At 41.2% G+C, this 21102-nt stretch carries 16 protein-coding genes; 8 read left to right on the top strand and 8 right to left on the bottom strand.

Going from position 1 to position 21102, the window contains the following annotated elements:
* Window positions 1–185 precede the first annotated feature (185 nt).
* From ubiG to yvcK, 6 genes are all read left to right on the top strand, one after another.
* A complete protein-coding gene (gene ubiG / locus Q8W26_RS03145) occupies window positions 186–923 on the top strand; it encodes a bifunctional 2-polyprenyl-6-hydroxyphenol methylase/3-demethylubiquinol 3-O-methyltransferase UbiG (RefSeq protein ID WP_101214046.1) in 738 nt (245 codons plus the stop codon).
* A 17-nt stretch (window positions 924–940) separates the two neighbouring features.
* Window positions 941–1627 carry an HAD-IA family hydrolase gene (locus tag Q8W26_RS03140; protein WP_305472246.1) on the top strand — a complete coding sequence of 229 codons (687 nt, stop codon included), beginning with the start codon at window positions 941–943 and terminating at the stop codon, window positions 1625–1627.
* Window positions 1628–2011: 384 nt separating this feature from the next.
* Window positions 2012–4297 (top strand): class 1a ribonucleoside-diphosphate reductase subunit alpha, encoded by a 2286-nt coding sequence (gene nrdA / locus Q8W26_RS03135; protein ID WP_101214044.1) that lies wholly within the window; start codon window positions 2012–2014, stop codon window positions 4295–4297.
* Between the two features lie 96 nt (window positions 4298–4393).
* Window positions 4394–5524 (top strand): class Ia ribonucleoside-diphosphate reductase subunit beta, encoded by a 1131-nt coding sequence (nrdB, locus tag Q8W26_RS03130; RefSeq protein ID WP_101214043.1) that lies wholly within the window; start codon window positions 4394–4396, stop codon window positions 5522–5524.
* 7 nt (window positions 5525–5531) lie between these two features.
* On the top strand, window positions 5532–5795 hold the full coding sequence (yfaE, locus tag Q8W26_RS03125; protein WP_101214042.1) for a class I ribonucleotide reductase maintenance protein YfaE: 264 nt from the start codon (window positions 5532–5534) through the stop codon (window positions 5793–5795).
* A 173-nt stretch (window positions 5796–5968) separates the two neighbouring features.
* Complete coding sequence (yvcK, locus tag Q8W26_RS03120; protein WP_101214041.1) at window positions 5969–6919, top strand: uridine diphosphate-N-acetylglucosamine-binding protein YvcK; 951 nt, start codon at window positions 5969–5971, stop codon at window positions 6917–6919.
* Between the two features lie 24 nt (window positions 6920–6943).
* On the opposite strand, the gene Q8W26_RS03115 is transcribed toward yvcK, so the two are convergent.
* From Q8W26_RS03115 to Q8W26_RS03090, 6 genes are read right to left on the bottom strand one after another with little or no spacing between them, the layout of a single operon-like run.
* Window positions 6944–7867: a phosphotransferase gene (locus Q8W26_RS03115; RefSeq protein WP_101214040.1), complete on the bottom strand. Its 924-nt coding sequence runs from the start codon at window positions 7865–7867 to the stop codon at window positions 6944–6946.
* Window positions 7868–7869: 2 nt separating this feature from the next.
* Entirely contained in the window at window positions 7870–8478 is a 609-nt protein-coding gene (pnuC, locus tag Q8W26_RS03110) for a nicotinamide riboside transporter PnuC (protein WP_101214039.1), read from the bottom strand.
* Between the two features lie 12 nt (window positions 8479–8490).
* A complete protein-coding gene (locus Q8W26_RS03105; protein WP_101214038.1) occupies window positions 8491–8751 on the bottom strand; it encodes a hypothetical protein in 261 nt (86 codons plus the stop codon).
* Window positions 8751–10856 (bottom strand): TonB-dependent receptor, encoded by a 2106-nt coding sequence (locus tag Q8W26_RS03100; RefSeq protein WP_101214037.1) that lies wholly within the window; start codon window positions 10854–10856, stop codon window positions 8751–8753. Before Q8W26_RS03100 ends, Q8W26_RS03105 begins: the two co-directional genes overlap by 1 nt.
* A 53-nt stretch (window positions 10857–10909) precedes the next feature.
* Entirely contained in the window at window positions 10910–11848 is a 939-nt protein-coding gene (locus Q8W26_RS03095) for a lauroyl-Kdo(2)-lipid IV(A) myristoyltransferase (protein ID WP_101214036.1), read from the bottom strand.
* Between the two features lie 8 nt (window positions 11849–11856).
* Window positions 11857–12783 (bottom strand): DUF3025 domain-containing protein, encoded by a 927-nt coding sequence (locus Q8W26_RS03090; protein WP_101214035.1) that lies wholly within the window; start codon window positions 12781–12783, stop codon window positions 11857–11859.
* Between the two features lie 74 nt (window positions 12784–12857).
* Between Q8W26_RS03090 and Q8W26_RS03085 the strand changes: the two genes are divergently transcribed.
* Window positions 12858–13598: a DUF3108 domain-containing protein gene (locus Q8W26_RS03085; protein WP_101214034.1), complete on the top strand. Its 741-nt coding sequence runs from the start codon at window positions 12858–12860 to the stop codon at window positions 13596–13598.
* Between the two features lie 123 nt (window positions 13599–13721).
* On the opposite strand, the gene Q8W26_RS03080 is transcribed toward Q8W26_RS03085, so the two are convergent.
* Window positions 13722–14537: a class II glutamine amidotransferase gene (locus Q8W26_RS03080; protein WP_101214033.1), complete on the bottom strand. Its 816-nt coding sequence runs from the start codon at window positions 14535–14537 to the stop codon at window positions 13722–13724.
* A 335-nt stretch (window positions 14538–14872) separates the two neighbouring features.
* Entirely contained in the window at window positions 14873–16216 is a 1344-nt protein-coding gene (locus tag Q8W26_RS03075; RefSeq protein WP_101214032.1) for a Fic family protein, read from the bottom strand.
* A gap of 911 nt (window positions 16217–17127) precedes the next feature.
* Between Q8W26_RS03075 and Q8W26_RS03070 the strand changes: the two genes are divergently transcribed.
* On the top strand, window positions 17128–20991 hold the full coding sequence (locus Q8W26_RS03070) for an ImpA family metalloprotease (protein WP_153071484.1): 3864 nt from the start codon (window positions 17128–17130) through the stop codon (window positions 20989–20991).
* Window positions 20992–21102 lie beyond the last annotated feature (111 nt).

The raw sequence follows: 21102 nt of genomic DNA, 5'->3' as shown, positions 1-21102 counted from the left end.
ATTTGCCAATGCCCAATAAAACTCAACGTTAGACTATTGTACTTGTCTTAAATTCGTACAAATGAAGCTGAAAACACTCATTTACCTGTTGATTTTTAACCCAGAGCTTCTGGTGAATTAATCATTGTGTAAAAGATAGTAAGCCCCGTATAATGAGTTTTTTTCCGTAAGTGACTTTTCCGGCTATGCAAACTCAAGATACTCATCAGTCAAACGACAATGTCGATCACCAAGAAATACAAAAATTCGCTGCCCTCGCCCAAAGTTGGTGGGACTTACACGGTGAATTTAAACCGCTACATCTAATGAACCCGACCCGTTTAAATTACATCGCCAGTAAAAGTGATGGTTTATTCAATAAGCGTGTGCTCGATGTGGGTTGTGGTGGCGGCATCTTGGCAGAATCGATGGCGAAACTTGGTGGTGATGTCTTAGGTATCGATATGGCTGAGGAATCGCTTAATGTGGCTAAACTACATAGCCTTGAAGCCAAAGTTGATAACGTTGACTATCGACAAGTAACCGTAGAACAACTCGCCGAAGAGCAACCTCATTCATTTGATGTTGTCACTTGTATGGAAATGTTAGAGCACGTACCAAATCCAGAGTCAATTGTTGCCGCTTGCGTCAAATTAGTAAAACCTGGCGGTCAGCTGTTCTTCTCTACACTCAATAGAACCAACAAAGCGTATTTATTAGCAATCGTTGGCGCAGAACATTTACTTAAGTTAGTACCAAAAGGTACACACGAACATAAAAAGTTTATTCGCCCTAGCGAGTTAATCCGCTTTGTGGATAACCATCAAGCACGCTGTCTTGATGCTGTTGGTATTCACTACAACCCGCTAACAGAACAATTTAAGATGAATAACGATTTATCAGTTAACTATATCTTACATTGTCAGCCTAACCCTGCTCAATAATTCATATGGACACTAGCATGTCATTTTCATTTAAATTTAAGCAACACACTGTCAATGCCATGCTATTTGATCTTGATGGCACACTACTCGATACCGCCGCAGATCTCGGTGCTGCCGCCAATGCACTATTATCTCGTGACGGTCTCGAACTATTAAGTGATGACACGATTTTTCACACGGCGTCTCAAGGTGCACTAGCGTTAATTAAAGCTGGTTATGGTCATGCCCTAAGTGAGGATGACTATCAGCGATTACGCCAAGAGTTTTTAGACTATTATGAAAATAACGTAGCCACCCACTCGCGCTATTTTGGTGGCTGTGAGCAATTGCTCAACCAATTAAACGATCAAAAGATTCCTTGGGGGATCGTCACCAATAAGCCCTATTTCTATACCAAGCAGTTACTGAACAGTTTTCCATTACTAGCCACAACGCATGTCACTGTCTGTGGAGATACCATGCGAGAGCGTAAACCGTCACCCGCACCATTGATATTAGCCGCTAAATCTCTAGCGATTGAACCACAGCAGATCATTTATGTTGGAGATGCCAGAACAGATATCGAAGCAGCAACCAGTGCAAAGATGCATAGTGTTGCAGCGAACTATGGTTATATCCCACACCAAGATCCTTGTCATGAATGGCAAGCTGATATGATCGTTGATCGTTGCGATGAGCTTTGTGATCTACTGACAAATAGCTGACAAAAATTAAGCAATTTAATCGCCAATAATTTATGGTAAAAAAAAAATTAAAAAGCCCATTTTAAATTGCTTTTTTTAGGCATACGATAGAAATACTAGCCATAATGATAGTCGCCACTAACCTATAAAAAAGATCACACTTTATCCACAACTTATTCCTTTTATTAGTACTTGCAAATTCAGCCTATCCCCTCTATCTTGTAGCACATAAAATTTAACAACCCTAGATGTTGTGTATTTTGGCAACAACAAACACTAAAACAATGGATACTGTTTTTCTGTGTTGTGTTACATTAATTATGTCATGCAGTTTCGCATAATGACCCTTTTCGTTGCCCTATTTAATGCCTGTACTCTAGCGCCACCCAAATATGGATAATAAGAATGAATACAAACCTCCTAGTCACTAAACGTAGTGGAAAACAAGAGCCTATCGATCTAGATAAGATCCATAAAGTTCTCGACTGGGCAGCCAAAGATCTTGAGAACGTTTCAGTATCACAGGTTGAGATCAAAGCGCACCTTCAGTTTTACATGGGAATGAAAACCGAAGACATTCATGAAACTATTATTAAAGCAGCAGCGGATCAAATTTCTGAAACAACGCCTGACTACCAATACATGGCAGCGCGCTTAGCTGTATTCCATTTACGCAAAAAAGCTTACGGCCAATTTGAGCCACCGCACCTTTATGATCACACGGTCAAGATGTGTGAAGCTAAGCGTTATGATGACCACCTATTAGCCGATTACACGCGTGAAGAATTCAACGTAATGAACGATGCAATCGATCATTGGCGTGATATGAACTTTAGCTACGCGGCCGTTAAGCAGTTAGAAGGTAAGTATCTATTACAAAACCGTACAACCGGTGAAATCTTTGAGAGCGCGCAGTTCCTATACATGCTAATTGCCGCTGCCTTATTCTCTAAATACCCTAAAGACACACGCATGGATTACGTCGTGCGTTTTTATGATGCAGTATCCCAATTTAAGATTTCACTGCCGACACCAATTATGGCTGGTGTGCGTACCCCAACGCGCCAATTTAGCTCATGTGTATTAATTGAATGTGATGATAACCTTGATTCTATCAATGCAACATCAAGTTCAATCGTAAAATATGTTAGTCAACGTGCGGGTATTGGTATTAACGCAGGTCGTATTCGTGCAATCGGCAGCCCAATTCGTGGTGGCGAGGCCAATCACACTGGTTGTATCCCATTTTATAAACATTTCCAAACGGCTGTAAAAAGTTGTTCTCAGGGTGGCGTTCGCGGTGGTGCAGCTACATTATTCTACCCATTGTGGCACCTTGAAGTAGAGTCGCTGCTAGTACTTAAAAATAACCGTGGTGTTGAAGAAAACCGTGTTCGTCATATGGACTACGGGGTTCAGTTTAATAAAGTTATGTACCAGCGTTTAATTAAAGGCGAAAACATTACTTTATTCTCACCAAGTGATGTACCTGGTTTATACGATGCATTTTTTGCTGACCAAGAGAAATTCGAGCAGCTTTACACGCAATATGAAGCAGATGACTCTATTCGTAAGAAAACCATCAAAGCGGTGGAGCTTTTCTCATTATTTGCTCAAGAGCGTGCTAGCACAGGTCGTATCTACCTACAAAACGTTGATCACTGTAATACACACAGCCCATTTATTCCAAGTGTTGCGCCAGTAAAACAATCTAACCTATGTTTAGAGATTGCTTTACCGACGAAACCACTACAAAGCTTTGACGATCCAAACGGTGAAATCGCACTCTGTACTTTATCAGCCTTTAACTTAGGTGTGATTAAGTCGCTTGATGATTTAGAAGAGCTAGCAGAGCTTGCAGTGCGTGCATTGGATAACTTATTAAGCTATCAAGATTACCCAATTGTTGCAGCACAAAAATCAAGCTTGGCTCGTCGTACATTAGGTATAGGTGTTATTAACTACGCTTATTACTTAGCTAAAAATGGTGTAAAATACTCTGACGGTTCAGCAAACCGTTTAACACACGAAACATTTGAAGCAATTCAATATTACTTGCTTAAAGCGTCTAATAAGTTAGCGCAAGAAGTGGGTGCCTGTGACTGGTTTAACGAAACCACTTACTCGCAAGGTATCTTGCCAATTGATACATACAAGAAAGATCTTGATGTACTTTGTTCAAACGAAATGAACTTAGACTGGGAAGCCCTACGCCAAGATATTAAAACACACGGCTTACGTAACTCAACACTATCGGCCCTAATGCCATCTGAGACATCATCACAAATCTCAAATGCGACCAACGGTATTGAGCCACCACGAGGGTTAATTAGCGTTAAAGCAAGTAAAGATGGTATCTTAAAACAAGTAGTACCTGACTATTTAACATTGAAAGATAATTATGAACTGTTGTGGAAGATCCCATCAAATGATGGCTACTTACACCTAGTTGGTTTAATGCAAAAGTTTGTTGACCAAGCGATTTCGGCTAACACCAACTACGATCCAAACCAGTTCGACAATGGCAAAGTGCCAATGAAAGGAATAATTAAAGACTTACTAACTGCTTATAAGTTTGGGGTTAAAACCTTGTACTACCACAATACCCGTGATGGTGCAGATGATGCACAAGGTGATATCGTTATCGAACAAGAAGATGACGGTTGTGCAGGCGGCGCGTGTAAAATCTAATCACGCAGCGACATACTAACAAACAGTTAGCAATCAATATAAAAAGCCACCGCCTTTTTACTGCGGTGGCTTTTAACCAACATTCTAGGGTATGACATGACTTATTCAACGTTCAATCAAACTAAAAATAACCCACTCCTTGAACCAATGTTCTTGGGTAACTCGGTAAACGTTTCACGTTTTGACCAACAAAAATTACCTATTTTTGAAAAGTTAATCGAGAAACAAATTTCATTTTTCTGGCGTCCAGAAGAAGTTGATATTTCAAAAGACCGTATGGATTGGCAAAAGCTAACCTCAAGTGAACAGCATATTTTCATCAGTAACTTAAAATATCAGACGCTACTTGATTCGATTGCAGCACGCAGTGTAAACGTGACATTACTTCCATTAGTATCCTTGCCAGAAATGGAAACATGGATTGAAACTTGGGGTTTCTTTGAGACCATCCATTCTCGTTCATACACCCATATTTTACGTAATCTATTTACTGACCCAAGTGAAGTGTTCGACGATATTCTGATTAACGAAGATATCTTGAACCGTGCTAGCGATATCGCAAAATACTTTGATGACGTTATTGTCACAAGCCAATTGCTACAAGCACAAGGTGAAGGCACCTATGACGTCGAAGGCCGCACTATTGAAGTGACCCAACGTAAGTTAAAAGAGCGTTTATTCTTATGTATCTGTTCTGTAAACGCATTAGAAGCTATCCGTTTTTACGTAAGCTTCGCTTGTTCTTTCGCTTTTGCTGAACGTGAATTATTAGAAGGCAACTCAAAAATCATCAAGTTAATTGCGCGCGATGAGGCTGTTCACTTAACAGGCACACAGCATATTCTTAATTTATGGGCTGAAGGTAAAGACGACCCAGAAATGAAAGAAATCAGCGAACAAATGAAAGATGAAGGCTTACAAGTATTCCTTGATGTGGTCGAGCAAGAAAAGCAATGGGCTGAGTACTTATTTAAAGATGGCTCAATGATCGGCCTAAATGCTGAAATCTTAAAGCAATACGTTGAGTACATTTCTAACCAACGCCTAATCGCCATTGGTCATAAACCACCGTTTGCGACCGTTACTAACCCACTACCATGGATTAATTCATACCTAGTGAGTGACAACGTACAAGTTGCACCTCAAGAAAGTGAAATATCGTCTTACTTAGTCGGTCAAATTGACAGCGAACTCGACAGTGACGAGTTTGATGATTTTGATTTATAATTAAGATATGAAAGCAGTAACCTACAACAATGTGCTGTGTGATGAAAAATTCACCCAGCACAGTGACCAAACCACACTTGAATACCTTGAAGCACAAGGTGTAAAAGTGAACTACCATTGCCGTGATGGTACCTGCGGTGCCTGTCGCTGTAAACTTAATTACGGCTCGGTTGTTTACACCATAGAGCCTCTCGCCTACATCCGTGATGGTGAGATCCTTACCTGTTGCTCTCAACCAACCTCAGATATTGACATCACTAGTCAGTATTAAAAGCAGGCTTGAGTATCATCGTCACTTGATCTCGGTCACAGTTACCACACTCAGCACGATTTATGCTTAGCAATTGGTCGATTGTGACCAATTTGTTAACGTAATAAGTTGAATCGAATGCGCTAAGCAACTAGAATTAAAGATACAAATGCGATGTTCTAAGGCCATTTGCAATGGATTCAGCAAGTCATTTTAACGAACTTCTTCACTTTCCCCCTAAAAACGATTCACTCCAACAGATTGACAGCGTTGTCGCCATTGGTGGTGGTCACGGTTTAGGTCGAGTTTTATCCTCACTTAGTCACCTTGAAGGCAAACTAACAGGCATTGTTACTACCACTGACAATGGTGGTTCTACTGGGCGCTTACGTGAAACTGAAAATTGTATCGCGTGGGGTGACCTACGTAATTGCATCCATCAACTTATTACTCAACCTACCATAGCCAGTTTAATGTTTGAGTATCGTTTTGGTGGTGAAAGCGAATTAGCCCAGCACAACCTAGGCAACTTAATGTTACTCGCACTTGATAAGATGAGTGTCCGACCTCTTGATGCAATAAAACTCATCAGAGAGATGTTGCATGTTAAAAGTAATATTGTGCCAATGTCCGAGCTTCCAACGCATCTCGTTGCCTATGACCATGATGAACGTCGTGTCTTTGGCGAAATTGGCGTCGATAAGATGGTAACTATGCCCAAGAAGCTTTGTCTTGAACCGCAGGTCGCCGCAACGCCTGAGGCCATCGACGCTATCAATAAAGCCGAGTTAATCTTAATTGGCCCTGGCAGCTTCTTAACAAGCTTAGTTCCACCGTTATTAATGCCAGAATTGCGTGATGCGATTGTGAATAGTAAAGCCAAGAAAATTTATATCAGTAACCTGATTGCTGAAGATAGTCCAGCGGGCAAAATTACACGAAAGCAGCTTTTAGGTTGGACTAATACCATGACTGATATGCCACTGCCTGACGCCGTGTTAATCCATTCGACACATGAGCATGTCTGTGGCCCATATCACTACTGTGATGTGGCAAGCGAGACGTCAGCCTATCATCATCGTGATAAATTGCGAGACGCGATAAGTAGCATCTACCAGAAATTAAATGAAACGACCTTCGCTTAACAAAATACCCTGTAGCAAGAACATTTAAAGTAACAATGTCAGCTGTTGATAATATCGACGGCTGTGTTCGCTCTCAAAGTGACTATCATTGGCTTGCCATAACCAACAAATACCCGCGTAGTATAACGACATTAAATCCAGCTTAGCACGGTCGCAAATAAAGTGCGGCCGTTGTAATTGATAGCAGCTAATAAAATGCTGGAGCTGCGTTTCAGTCAAGCCATATTCGATTCGAATACTCGCCAGATCAAAATACACATCACCAATACCCGCATACTCCCAATCAATGAAATATAACTGAGTTTGAGACAGCAAGATGTTCTCTCGATTCAGATCACCATGAATTAATGTGTCACTCGTTAACACAAGGTTGCTGATCCGATCTAAGAGGTGTTTAAAACATGTTTTGATATCAAGGTTAATAACCCGATGATTAACAGAACAGTGGGCCTCACAAAGACGCCAGTAGTTTTGTAATAACTCAACAGGTTTCTTAAATACGAATAACTGATAGTCATCAGCTCTCAGCTTGCTGATGTCACACGTGTGTAGTTTTGCAAGCAGCGCAGCAAGGTCTGCAAAAGTGTCTCTATCATGCACAAACTCCCTCACCTCTTTGATGAAGTCGCACACCACTACCCCGTTAAATTCAAATTGGTCGTCACCCGATGACAACACCCCCTGCTGATCAGCATAAATGGCTAATAATGCAGGTGTAATACACAATGGTTGAATTAAATTTAGTACGGCATATTCTCTTTCTCGAGCTAAGCCGCTAGATGGGAAGTGTTGAACGTCAGCAAGAAATTTTACTAAATAGGTACCTTGCTGACACACAACTTGATAACTGATATTACTTTGACCACGCGTTAATTGCTGCTGCTTAATAATACGTTTATTCTGGAAGAAATCTAACGCACTAATCAATGGGGCAGCAGCAAACAACATTGCTAGGCTTTAACTAATTGTTGTGAGGCTTTTCGCCACTGTAGATAGCCTACGACAGCCATCACGCAATAAAGCATAAATAAGCCAGCGGTGAGGTTAAATGACTTCTCTAAGTACAAGTAAATCGACGCGCTATTGATAACAATCCAATAAAGCCAATTTTCCAGTACTTTTTGAGTGACCATCCATGTTGTAAACACAGCAAAGACAGTAGTCGCAGTATCTAAATAAGCAAAGTCTGCATGGGTATAATTATCCATCACATAACCGAGCGATAGCGTAATCGCACTCAAGACGGCAACCACTTTACAGTGGGTAAGCAGACTCCAACTAACGATAGGCCTAGGCTCAGCAGCCTCAGCATTACCGCGCCATGCCCACCAACCATAGACCGCCATTGCTAAGTAGTAGGCGTTAAGCACCGACTCCATTAACAATGCACTTTGCCAAAACAATACCGTATAAATCATGGTGCTAAAGAAAGCTGCTGGCCAACACCACTGACTTTGTCTCATTGCAAATAACAAATAAGCAATAGCGAGCACAACAGCAACAAGCTCCCAAGGAGAGCTTGCCTGCAAATCACCAAGGACTGCTTGTATGAATTCCATCACAATAATAGATTATTGATTTAATGCTGGGTCTAAATCAGCATTGATGAACTTACATACAAAAATCATTTTTCCAAAGCGCCTAAACGAGTCTTTAATTTCCTGATTTAAAATTGCCATCACCACATCATACTCACCAAATACTTGCGTACTCATCGTATTACAGCTAATACGCAAATCAGGGTTACTCTTTAAACGATCAATAAAATCTTTGATTGGCGGAATATATTGCTCGTTTAACGGATAGTTACTGATTTCAACAGATAACATCATTACCAATTTACCTCGACACTTAAGTTAACCGTTTGCGGCTCACCAAACTGAACATAGTTATGAGCTTCATAACCGTCACGCGGGTCATTACCGAAGTAAAAACCACGTACAGAATAATCTTTATCGAATATATTATGACCGGTCAGATTAATTTTCCAGCTCTCACCTTGATAACCCACGTGAACATTAGTTAACACATAAGAGTTTGATTGTTCGTCATGGCTATCAGAGAAATAGAACGAGTCTTTACCTGCTAATTCAGCACCAGCATAAAAACCGTTATCGCTTTGGTAGTTTAAACCTGCATTAAACTGATATTCAGGTGCATGAGCCATTTCACGGTTATGCATATTACGATCATCACCCTCTTCTTGAGCAATAACGTAATCTTTAATACGAGTCATTAAATAGCCGATGTTGTAATAAAGCTCTAAGTTGTCATTCGCGTTATAGCGCGTTTCTAACTCAATACCATAACCTCGACCACCGCCAGCGTTATCAATGTAACCGATGAAAGTTTCTGCTTCACCATCGACTTTATCCGTCACCCAACCTTTAAGTTGTGGGTTTTGACGGTAATGGTAAAAGGCCGCTAATTTAATGTTTAAATCATTATCTAAACTACGACCTTTAACGCCAAACTCAGCGCTATACAATGTTTCAGGATCAAAGCTACTGTTTGCCAGCAATTGGTCACGTAATTCAGGTGACTCGATATCGTCTTTTTTCGCTAATGCAACACCATTGATGCCACCGGCCTTTTCACTGCGTGCCAGTGTTAGGTATGTCATCGCTTGTTCATTAACTTGATTATTAATACTGATATTAAAACCGTATAAATTATCAGACACGCTCTCTTTAACACCAGCGTTATCGTTATAGTCTATATCGTATTCACTAACACGCGCACCCACCGTTAATGTGGTTTTTTCAGATAAGTCATAAGCGATTTGACCATAAACAGCAACATCTTGATGATCGTTCTGACTAGTAAAGTCTTGATCTTGCCAAGTGTATTGACGCACTAAACCACTATCACGTTGGTTTAAGTAAACACCTGCGACCCATGACGCTTTGTTATCAAATAACGTTTTCCCGTCAGATAAGAAACGCAGTTCTAACGTATCTTGACCACGATCGCGAAGGTATGTATCTGTTGAGCTATAACCCCAGTCATGAATACCATCGTACGTCCAATCTTCGTCATAGCCATAATGAATATCGCTGTCTAATGTTGATACTGATAGCTCAACATGAGTTTGTGCCAGACCAGTATAAAGTGCTGATACACCAAAAGCTTTAGTGCGCTGTGCATCACGGCCAGGCTCATCAGACAGAGTGTGGCGGTTAAAGTCTAAGCTAAAGGCATCGTAACCATTATCAACATCGATATAATGCATCACAGTATCGATGGTTAAATCTTCTGTAGCTTTCCAATTAAGCTTAAGCTTTACGTTGCTTTCATCAATGTTATTCGTGTCATCGGTTTTTAAAAAATCGTTAGTGATATAACCATCACTCGTTTGCTTAACAGCAGAGACACGAACACCAACACTATCGGTGACTTCAGTGCCGACAGCCACACCGGTACGAATCGTGTTGTAGTTACCATAGCCAAACATGACACGGTTATCGTGGTCTCCTGCTGGTGTTGAATCTAGTTTGATCACACCTGCTAAAGCATCATTACCAAACTGCGTTCCCTGAGGGCCACGGTAAAGCGCATAAGAGTCGATATCAAATAACATCGCCGCACCGCCAAGCCCTGAATAGTTGATCCCATCAATGATCAAACCGACTGACGGGTTAACCGGATCGACAAATTGGCTGCGTAAACCGATACCACGGATTTGGACAAAATTACCACGTGACGCACCACTTGAGAAATTAACATTGGCCATTGCACCTAATAATTGCTCACTATGTAGCGCGTTTTTTTCAGCAATTTGCTGAGCACCGATCACTGAAATACTACCTTCAGTTTTCATTAGGTTGGCTTGTCTAAAGTTTGAGGTCACTTCAATAACTTCAATGTCTTTGTTTTGTTCAGCAAACACAGGCGTAGCTAAAATCGCTAGCGTTAATAAAGATAAAGCTGGTTTCATTGGTTGGTTCCATGTAAAAAGCTGATTATTAATAGCATCAGCAAAAAATAAACTTAATAAAAACGTTCTTGGCCCGGTGGACGTGTTTTTAGAATACGTAACATCCACATATATTGACTTAAATCTCGAGCTATCAAGCGCTCCATCTGCGAATTCAAAAACAGCGCTTCCGACTCTTTACAGTCTGCACCACTACAATCATACGGAGGCTCAACTTCTAGTTTAAATCGATGACGTTCTCCGTCATAGGCAATCGAGAGGGGTAAAATTCTTGCACCCGTAGCTTTTCCGATACGACTAAGTACTGGCAAGGTTGCCTTTTCAGTATCAAAAAATGGGGCAAATTCTGAGATTTCAGCGCCATGATCTTCATCAGGTAAATAGAATAAATGTTTACCCTCTTTAATCCCCGATATCATCACTCGGATACCGCCTTCACGTACAAACACGCGGTCACAAAAACGAGTGCGCTGCTTCACAGACAGCCAATTATAGATTGGGTTTTTATGTTGATTAACAAAAGCGACTAATGGAATATTTTGGCTTAAAAAATAAGTGCCAGCATATTCAAGCCCCCATTGATGCGGGATCAAAAAGATCGCTTGCTCATTATTATCCAGTATTTTCTGAAAATGTTCCCAGCCCTCAACATCAAAACGGGTCTCAATATACTTTTTCGAGCGAAAAACGAGTTCACCTTGCCCCAGAATAGTTTGCAAAAACACACCAATATTTTTACGGATAATGACTTTACGTTCATCCTCACTTAAATGAGTAAAACAATGACGTAAATTAGTATCAATGATCCGAACAGGCTTTTTGGCTATTTTAAGGACTAATGAAGTAAGACTTAACGCAAACTTATCGCGAATACGAGGAGGAATATACGCACAAATAATTAGCAATAATACCGCAAACCAAGTGCCAATATATTTTGGATGTAACCAGCGCCAGCTAAAAGGGGCGCGGTAAATAAAACGTTCAACACTCATACTAAGACCTACCTAACTCGGTTAGAACGACGTTTTGGCCTAAAGTAATCGGTGTTGTCATAAAATTGGTCATTCTGATTCTCTTGCCACCAGCCCGGCACACCAAGCATCGGTAGTGGGGAAAGGTTGCTATTATCTTGCATTAAATCTGCTAAATTATTGGCGAGCATTGTATCAAGATGCGAATACTTATCGAAGAGCGAAAGGTTAAAAAAGTCAGATTCAACAGGTAAAAACAACGCTTTACCAGTAAAACCAATGTAAGGGTCGAGGGCTTTTTCGTAATTAGCATGGCCAATAATCATCGCATCAATACTTTTCCCCCACCCTTCACGCTGATTTACAAACGCTTCGCGCCATTGGTGGTCAGTTAAGGCTTCTTTAAAAGAAGCATCACAATAAGGTATCAACACGCCACATTCATCGAGCAACGTAATAGCATCGCGACACTTTGAGCGTTTTTTTTGACCGTAAAGCTCAATATGCTCAACATGTAATCGATTCATCTCTTTTTTGGTTTGGGGAAACAGCAAAAACATCCAAGCATTAAAGAAATCATGCCAATTAGCTTCACGTGTTGGAACAACGCCATCACGATAAATTCGCTCTTCATAATAAAGGCCATCGCTAAGTAATTCGTCGGTTTGTTCAACTAAGGTTAAGCACTGTCCTTTAGTATTAGCGATATCAGTCGGTAGTATTTGATTTAATTGTTGGCAACTTGGCCAGTCTGACCAAGTAAAATCGTTCAAAATTTGTTTAAGGTCACGAAAAATAGGAGATAATTCTAAAAAATCACTTCGCCACTGTTGCATAGCTAACATAAAACCATATATCTTCTTAATAGAGAAAGTATTGTAACGACTTTTAACACCAATTCCGATAAGTTTGTGATTTTGTCCTGTTAGATTAACGAAACTTAATCGCATACTCATGGTCAATCTTGTATTGGAATATATGTTAGTTATATCCCTATGCTTTCAACAACAGATCGTGGATAAAAATAAAAATGATAAAACAACGAATATTTCTTTTATGTGCATTATTAAGCGTTGCCTTCTCTAGTGTTGCTACAACTAATGACAACACTACAAGTGATGTACCACCAGCTGACTCCCTAAAGCTATATCAAGCCAGTTATAAATTATTTCGCCAAGGCAATGAACTCGGTGAAGGGTATCGTGAATTATCCGCTACACAGAGCGGTTATTCATTAAAAGCTCACAGTAAAATTCAATGGATGTTCTTGTCTGACTCTCGCAAAGAGCGTAGCGATTTTAGTATTGTCGATGGCATTTTTACTCCAAAACAATACCACTTTGTTCGCACGGGTACAGGTCGTGATCGTGAAGAGAGCATTGACTTCTTAGGTGAGAAAATAGAGACGGTTTATAAAAGTAATCAAAAAACGATTCGACCAATTCAACTAACCTTTGACCCACTGCTTTACCAACTAGCCCTCCGCCAAGACTTAATTGATGGTAAAGAGCTATTGTCTTATCACATGGTGCGCCGAGGAAAACAAACTCATTACCAATTTGAGCGCGTCGGCAAAGAGACCGTCAACGTGCCTTACGGCCGTGTTGAAGCAATCAAGATCAAACGTATCCGTAAAAAGTCATCACGCGAAACCTTCATTTGGGTAGCGCCATCACTTAACTACAGTGTCGTTAAGCTGGTGCAACATAAAGATGGCAGCGAACAAGCACAAATGCAGCTGAACTGGATTAAGTTTGATAACGGTAAATAGACTACCAAATTAAACGGCTCACAAAAAACGCCCAGCTAATACAATAGCTGGGCGTTTTTTTATTTACTGCTTGTTCCCACGCGTCGTCCTGACATGCTTTTATTCAGCATCTCGCTTTGATATCTAAGCGGATGCCTGCTCTTCTGCCGACTCGACAGGCGGAATATACTCGTGAAGCTTTTCACCCAGCTTAAACATCACCGCCTGACCCGAACGCATAATATGCCACTGCTCATTATTGGTCAGTGGGCGAGTTGCAATCACGGTAACAACATCATGTGGTGTGGTTTCTTTATTAAAATCAATAACCACATCAGTATCAATTAAGGTTGCTTTACCAAACGGTGCACGACGGGTGATCCAGCTAAGGTTATTTGAACAATAGGCAATCACATAATCGCCGTTGGTCAGTAGCATATTGAACACACCGAAACTTTTCAGCTTATCACCGAGTGATTTAATGAAATCAAAAATCAATTGGGTATCTTCTGGCATGCTATCAAATTGATTAGCGAGCTGGTCAAGGATCCAACAAAACGCTAATTCACTATCCGTTTGGCCAATGGGTTGAAAACGTGTCGTCGCTAATGCTTCTTCATAGTCACTTAACTGACCGTTATGGGCATAACACCAATTAGTGCCCCACAGTTCGCGGGTAAATGGATGGGTATTTTCAAGACACACCCCCCCACGATTCGCTTGACGGATATGACTAATCACCGCTTTACTTTTTATCGGGTAGCTCTTAATCAACTTCGCGACTTCTGATTCACAGCTCGGCAACGGATCTTTAAACGAACGACACCCTTTGCCATCATAAAAAGTAATGCCCCAACCATCAGAATGCGGACCAGTTACACCACCGCGTTCAACTAAGCCAGTAAAGCTAAATACAATATCAGTCGGCACATTAGCGCTCATACCCAACAACTCACACAAAATTACTATTCCTTTTATTTACAACCACATAGAACAGTGATTTAGTTTTATTGATTTTACAGTCTCCGTCAACATGTCAGTTGTGACGAAAGCTAACATGTAAATCAACGTTTCTGAGCGTCATAATATCAGATCTAGTTAATTTGGGTCTAGTCGACTGTTTAATAAATAACAGGGACAAAGCACAGCTGCGAATAGCTAGCGGCTGTGCTTTCTTGTAAATTGGATACCCACTCTCACTTGAAATTAACAGATGGAATAGTTTTGATGAAAAATTTAAAGAAATAAACGAATACTTTGTTTATCTCTTTAAATAAAATGTACTAACTCACATGCTAGTTATCTTTTAACCTATCTCTTAAGTCGGAAGGAGAGATATACAAGGTGGTTCTACCGTCCATCGTTTTAAGAATAAGCTTTAATTCTACCAATTTTTTTAAGTACGTACGTGCCGAAGTCTCCCCAATTTCATAAGAACTGGCAATCTCTTTCACAGTAAAGATTCTACCAGGTTCTTTTGTTCCTTTCTTGATGATATCTTTTTGTACAAAATTCAACTTTCCACTAAATTTAGAATCATCGAGCATTTCCAAAACTTGATTGAACTCGTCAGTTTTAGTTTGCAAGTATTTCTGTAGCTCCTCAAAAGCAGACAAAATTATATCCAGTTGAAAGTCAATAAAGTACGTCAAGTCATTTTGATCCTTCTCTGTATATATGAATGACAAACCATACCCCTTAGGATCATCTTTAAGTAATTTACTTATAGAAATGTACTTAAAAAGGTCATATTCATGCTTCAACATAAACCAGTAAAATAATGCTCTTGCGGTCCTGCCGTTACCATCGCGAAAAGGATGTTCGTAACCGAGCATAAAGTGGAGAATAATAGCCTTGATTACAGGAGGAATAAAATCACCACCTTTCTTACCATCATGATTTGCATTAGCAAAGTCACAAAACGCTTGTAGCCTATCTTTTATTTCTGTGAAACATGGAGGTTGGTGAGCGATATCACCCCTACTATCCACAACATGAATATCATTGTCCTCTCTAAATTCACCGGGAATAACATTATTTTCTGTAGTGTTTTCTGTTGCAATTCGATGGAACTCTAATATTAAATCGATGGTTAAGGGCTGAGAGCTCATTCTTTCCGCTTGTTTTAGAAGTAAGAAGTTATTCACAATCATTCTCTCATCTTCATCTTCAGCTTCCCGACCTTCTTCCAGCATCTTTTTAGCTACAGCACGAGTCGTCGAAGCCCCCTCAAGTTGAGCGCTAGTAATTGCTTCTTCCATAATTAAAGAAGAAACCAAAAACTTTTTTTGAACTTGATCAGACGCAACATGACCAGCAACGGTTGCTACACTACCCCCAGCAATTTGTATTACAGAGTGAAGTTTAGCTTCCATCGAGTGGGGCGTTGAATAGACAAACGGACTACCTTTGTCATCGACTAGATTAAGGGTTTTCATCTGCAACGCTCTTTTGAACTTTATAGTAGCCCAAATAGCCTTAGCTTCAGCAGTAGGAACACGCCACTTAAGCTGGTTCCAATGTAGGTAACGCCCCTCTTCATCTGTCTCGTTATATGTATTCATATGCGGTGAGACGTCCGAAAAATTCACTTCTCCAATATCAAATTTTGGTGCTCTCTCAACTAGTGGCTTAGCCATTATAACTCAACTTTATTTTTTTGTGTTTAATACACTTTATACTAGACCATTCAATATAAAAATCAAGTTTAACCTTTGTGATTACCAATCATAAGAGCGAAACAAAAAAAATAGAACTTCCTTAACTTTTCTAATGTATTACAGCTAGTTGCATTAATAATTCTCCTAAAACTTTCATCCCTTCCCTCTTCTCATTCAAATAGTCAAACGATCATAATGAACCGTCGCGACATCACGTTTATTATGCTGCTTCAGTATGTCACGGGTATGTATTGGAAAACCCGCTTTAATCATTAATGTTTTACACGTTGATTGTAGCATTTTTGGTGAAAACTTAGGCATGTTGTGTTTTTCACACCAACGAGGATAAGTAATGCTAATAGTGTTGTGATGAGCTGACTTGGTGTCATCGGCACAACATGATCACCACGCTCTCTGATATTGATTTTTGATTAGCTGATACTGAATATTCGTTCACACACTGTCGTTTAGTTTTTGTTCATTTTACGGTGTTATACTTCATCTATGGAACTCAGATAATAACTTCGATACTTTTTATCTGAGAGCATTGTCGGTTTGTTTTTCAGAGAGAGATAACTAAAGCAAATCCGACGTTTTCAGGTGGTGGGTTAATCATTTTAAATGCATTGTGGGTTGCGTCTGAAATGATTGCCCATTACTTGAAACTTCTCGACTCCACTACCAACAGTTCGGCCAACACAAACATCTCTGCCAATTCAAAGGCACTTGTAGCCTCTCTAGATTTTACCCTTGGCCACCAGATTAAAGACAATAAAATGCTCACCGTCGCAAATTGTACAATCACTTTTCGCAGCTCTTGATTAATACTAAACAACTAGTTATAAATAGCACTTAACACCTATGTAGTACATTGAGCTTTAGAGGCAGTTGTGAAAAAGATTATTCCATGTAGTTTGAGTCTGATGTTATTAGCTTGTGGTGGTGGAGAAGGTGAAAGCCAACCAACGTCTGTTGTAGATAACAAAAACACTGCGCCTGTCATTACCAGCATAGCGCCAACTAGCGCAACTGAGGGCGTTTTTTACCAATACACAGCAAACGTCACCGATAGCGATGATAGCAACAATGGCACGGATTTAACGTGGCAATTAATCAATACACCTGCTGGCATGAATGTTTCAAGCACTGGGGTTGTAACATGGACGCCTGCTAATGGGGTGTTAAGCTCAGGACAAGTCACTTTGCAAGTGCGTGATGGCCAAGAAGATAGAGTGCAGCCTGCAACAGAGCAATTTACCATCAGCGTTACTCCCGTCAATACAGCGCCTGTCATTACCAGCATAGCGCCAACTAGCGCAGCTGAGGGCGTTTTTTACCAATACACAGCAAACGTCACCGATAGCGATGATAGCAACAATGGCACGGATTTAACGTGGCAATTAATCAATGCACCTGCTGGCATGAATGTTTCAAGCACTGGGGTTGTAACATGGACGCCTGCTAATGGGGTGTTAAGCTCAGGACAAGTCACTTTGCAAGTGCGTGACGGCCAAGAAGATGGAGTGCAGCCTGCAACAGAGCAGTTTACCATCAGCGTCATTTCCGTTAATACTCCTCCCGTGATTACTATTCCCACCAATACAGCGCCTGTCATTACCAGCACTGCGCCAACTAAGGCAACTGAAGGTGTAACTTATCAATACACTGCACAGGTTACAGATAGTGATGATAGCAACAATGGCACGGACTTAACGTGGCAATTAATCAATGCACCTGCTGGTATGAATGTTTCAAGCACTGGGGTTGTAACATGGACGCCTGCTAATGGGGTGTTAAGCTCAGGACAAGTCACTTTGCACGTGCGTGATGGCCAAGAAGGTGGAGTGCAGCCTGCAACAGAGCAATTTACCATCACTGTGACTCCTGTTAATACTGCACCAGTTATTACCAGTACAGCACCAATCAAGGCAACAGAGGGCGAACTGTATCAATACACTGCAACCGTCACCGATAGCGATGATAGCAACAATGGCACTGACTTAACGTGGCAATTAATCAATGCCCCTGACGGCATGAATGTGTCACCTAGCGGCCTGATCACTTGGACGCCAGCCAATGGCGTGCTCACTACAGGAGTCATCACATTACAAGTCGCTGATGGCGGTGAAGACGAAGTAACTCCTGCAACACAGCAATTTACCATTACGGTCACCCCGACATTAGTCCTTGCAATGCAAACGGGCAATGTGGCGCATTTACCTCAAGACATTACCTTTGCTTATGATGAAGTGATTCGTCTTGCAGATACCTTTGTTACTGACTACAAAGCTAATTTAAACAGCATTTTTGACGGCGCGATCACCTATCCAGTCCATCGCGCTAGCCAATTTGTAACGGCCAAGCCGTGGGCGGCGAATTATAATGCACCGTTAGTCGTGGGCAATGGCGGCCGCGTGCATGCCATGTTTGGCGAAATTAACCAGCAAAGAAATGCCGCTTTTGGTACACGGATCTTTGCATCATCACGACCTAGTCAAGAACTTGAAGCCTTTAGCCCTGCACTCATTCAACTAATCAGCTGGCTAACCAAAAGTGCTGCCAACGAGCCATTGACTGAATTAGATATCAAAGTCGCGAATGTCAGCGCTTGGCAGTTTAATCAAATCAATGCGTGGTTTGACACGCTTTCGTCGGCGGTCACGGTTTCACATTGCGTGACCGAACTAGACATTGAACATTGTGTCAACGATGACACAGATCTACTGATTATTGCAGCAGAAAATGACAGCTCGGCATTAATCAACACGGCTCTACCCACAGCCTCAACATTACGCGTTCCTGTGTTATATACCCATGCACACTCATGGAATACCAAGACTTGGACCAATGCTATTTTAGATAGCATCGGTTATTCAATGCAGTCTCCTGGCGGGCCGGGCAATTACTTTGTTAGCGATGAGGATCGCCATGCCAATTGGTTAGATTTTAACGCGATGTTTGAGCAACAAGTGTCACAAAAAAGCCTTCCACTTATCGCTAAAAATCTGGTCAGCCGTTTTAAAGAAAACAGCTTTTCATATAATTTACCAGCATGTAACGAGTCTGATTGCAGTAACGATCCTAACTATAAAACGCAGTTAACCACTGGGCTTGAGGTCATTCGTCATCAATTTATCGATTTAGATAGCAACAACACTCAAATCTTTGGCGCTGACGGTTTTGAGGTGTTAAAACTATTAGCGTTAATTGGCGACAGATTTAGACAAAATATCGCACTGCCGATGGATAAAGCAACGGCTAACGTTTTAGCCTGGTCACAAGGTATTTTTGCTGACTTTACCGTCTATAATTCGCGTTTAGTCAATCCAGTGCAGGTCGATTTAGGTGATTTTAGCCGAACTAACTTTAATCATATTACGCCTAAAACCGTTAACATGACCATGCAGAGTAAGCCTTACATGCGAGCAGCTGGTGTCTATGCCCTGCCTGGCACCACGGTAAAAGTCACTCGCACCGATACAAATAATGCACTTTCCACCAGCATCTTTATTAACGCGCAGCGCTCAGGCTCTAGCAAACCTTTTACCAACCGATTGTTTGAACGACCAAAATATCTAAAAAGTGCGAGTATGACCATCGCCGCTGGTGAGTCCATTACCTTCACTTCCCCTTATGGCGGCCCACTGTATATTAATTATGACGATGTCGGTGTTGAAGCGTCATTTACTTTTGAACAAGTCGGCCAACACCCTTACTGGAATGGCCCAGAAGATAGCGATTTTTTTGCCAAAGCCCTTGATGATAATCATTATGACTGGGTCGATATAGCAGCAGAGCACATGGAAATTCATTCTCGTTTAGAGAAAGTAAAAACCACCTTATCTAGCCCTATCTCGCCAGATGTTGAAACACTCGCAGCCATGATGCAAACCTATACCCACGGTGATGTAATGGCCTTAGCAGGCTTTACTGGCCCGGGCATTCAAGTAACCGATGAAGTCACCAACTTTGCTAATTCATCGGGCATTCCATTAACACCACGTGACCGTGTACAGCATGGAGTATTAGATCAATCCACCTGTGGCAGTGGCTGTTCGGGTAATCCTTACGATGCTAACTGGTCTTTCTCGCCTCTTGGTCATGGCGACCTTCATGAAATTGGCCATACCATTGAGAATGGCTGGTTTCGCTTTGATGGCCGCGAAGGCCATGCAACCACTAATCCCTATTCATACTACACCAAACACCGCGCTTGGGTTGAACAAGGTATCGAACCCAACTGCCAAAATGTTAAATTCGACGAGATTCATGCCTCACTCGTCACGGCGCAATCAGAGCCTGACCCTCATGCATATATGGCGAGTTTAAACATGAACGATTGGAACAAAGGAGTCGCATTGATGATTCAGGTGCTCATGTCGGCACAACATCAAGGCGTATTAGTCGATGGTTGGCAACTATACCCGATGTTACATATCCTAAAACGTGAATTGGACCGCATCGATGGTAATGACACAGACTGGGAGGCCGGCAAAGCAAAGTTAGGTTTTAGCCAATACGCACGCTCAGAGCTCAGTAGCTTAAGCCGCAATGATTTCTTACTCGTGAGTATGAGTTTTATCTTAAAATACAATCTGCAATCATACCTTGAAATGTTCGGACTATCGTTTAGTGCCAAAGCAATCAGTCAAGTGCAAGCAGGCGGCTACCCCGTGATGCCGCGAGATTATTTCTTACCAGCCGTTAATCAAGATTTTTGTAAATCACTGACTCAGCCTAAAATATCTTTTTAGCGAATCGCATGAATTAAAAAGATAAAGGCAGACACATTCCAGCATCATCTTTTGATGCTGGAGTATGTGGGAGTATGAAGCAAGACACTTCAAAAAAAGGCGAGTTCTGTT

This window comes from Psychrobium sp. 1_MG-2023, from assembly GCF_030689115.1.
In the GTDB taxonomy this organism is placed as follows: Bacteria; Pseudomonadota; Gammaproteobacteria; order Enterobacterales; family Psychrobiaceae; genus Psychrobium.
The sequence above is the reverse complement of the archived record's forward strand: the minus strand, read 5'-3'. Positions and strand labels throughout refer to the sequence as shown.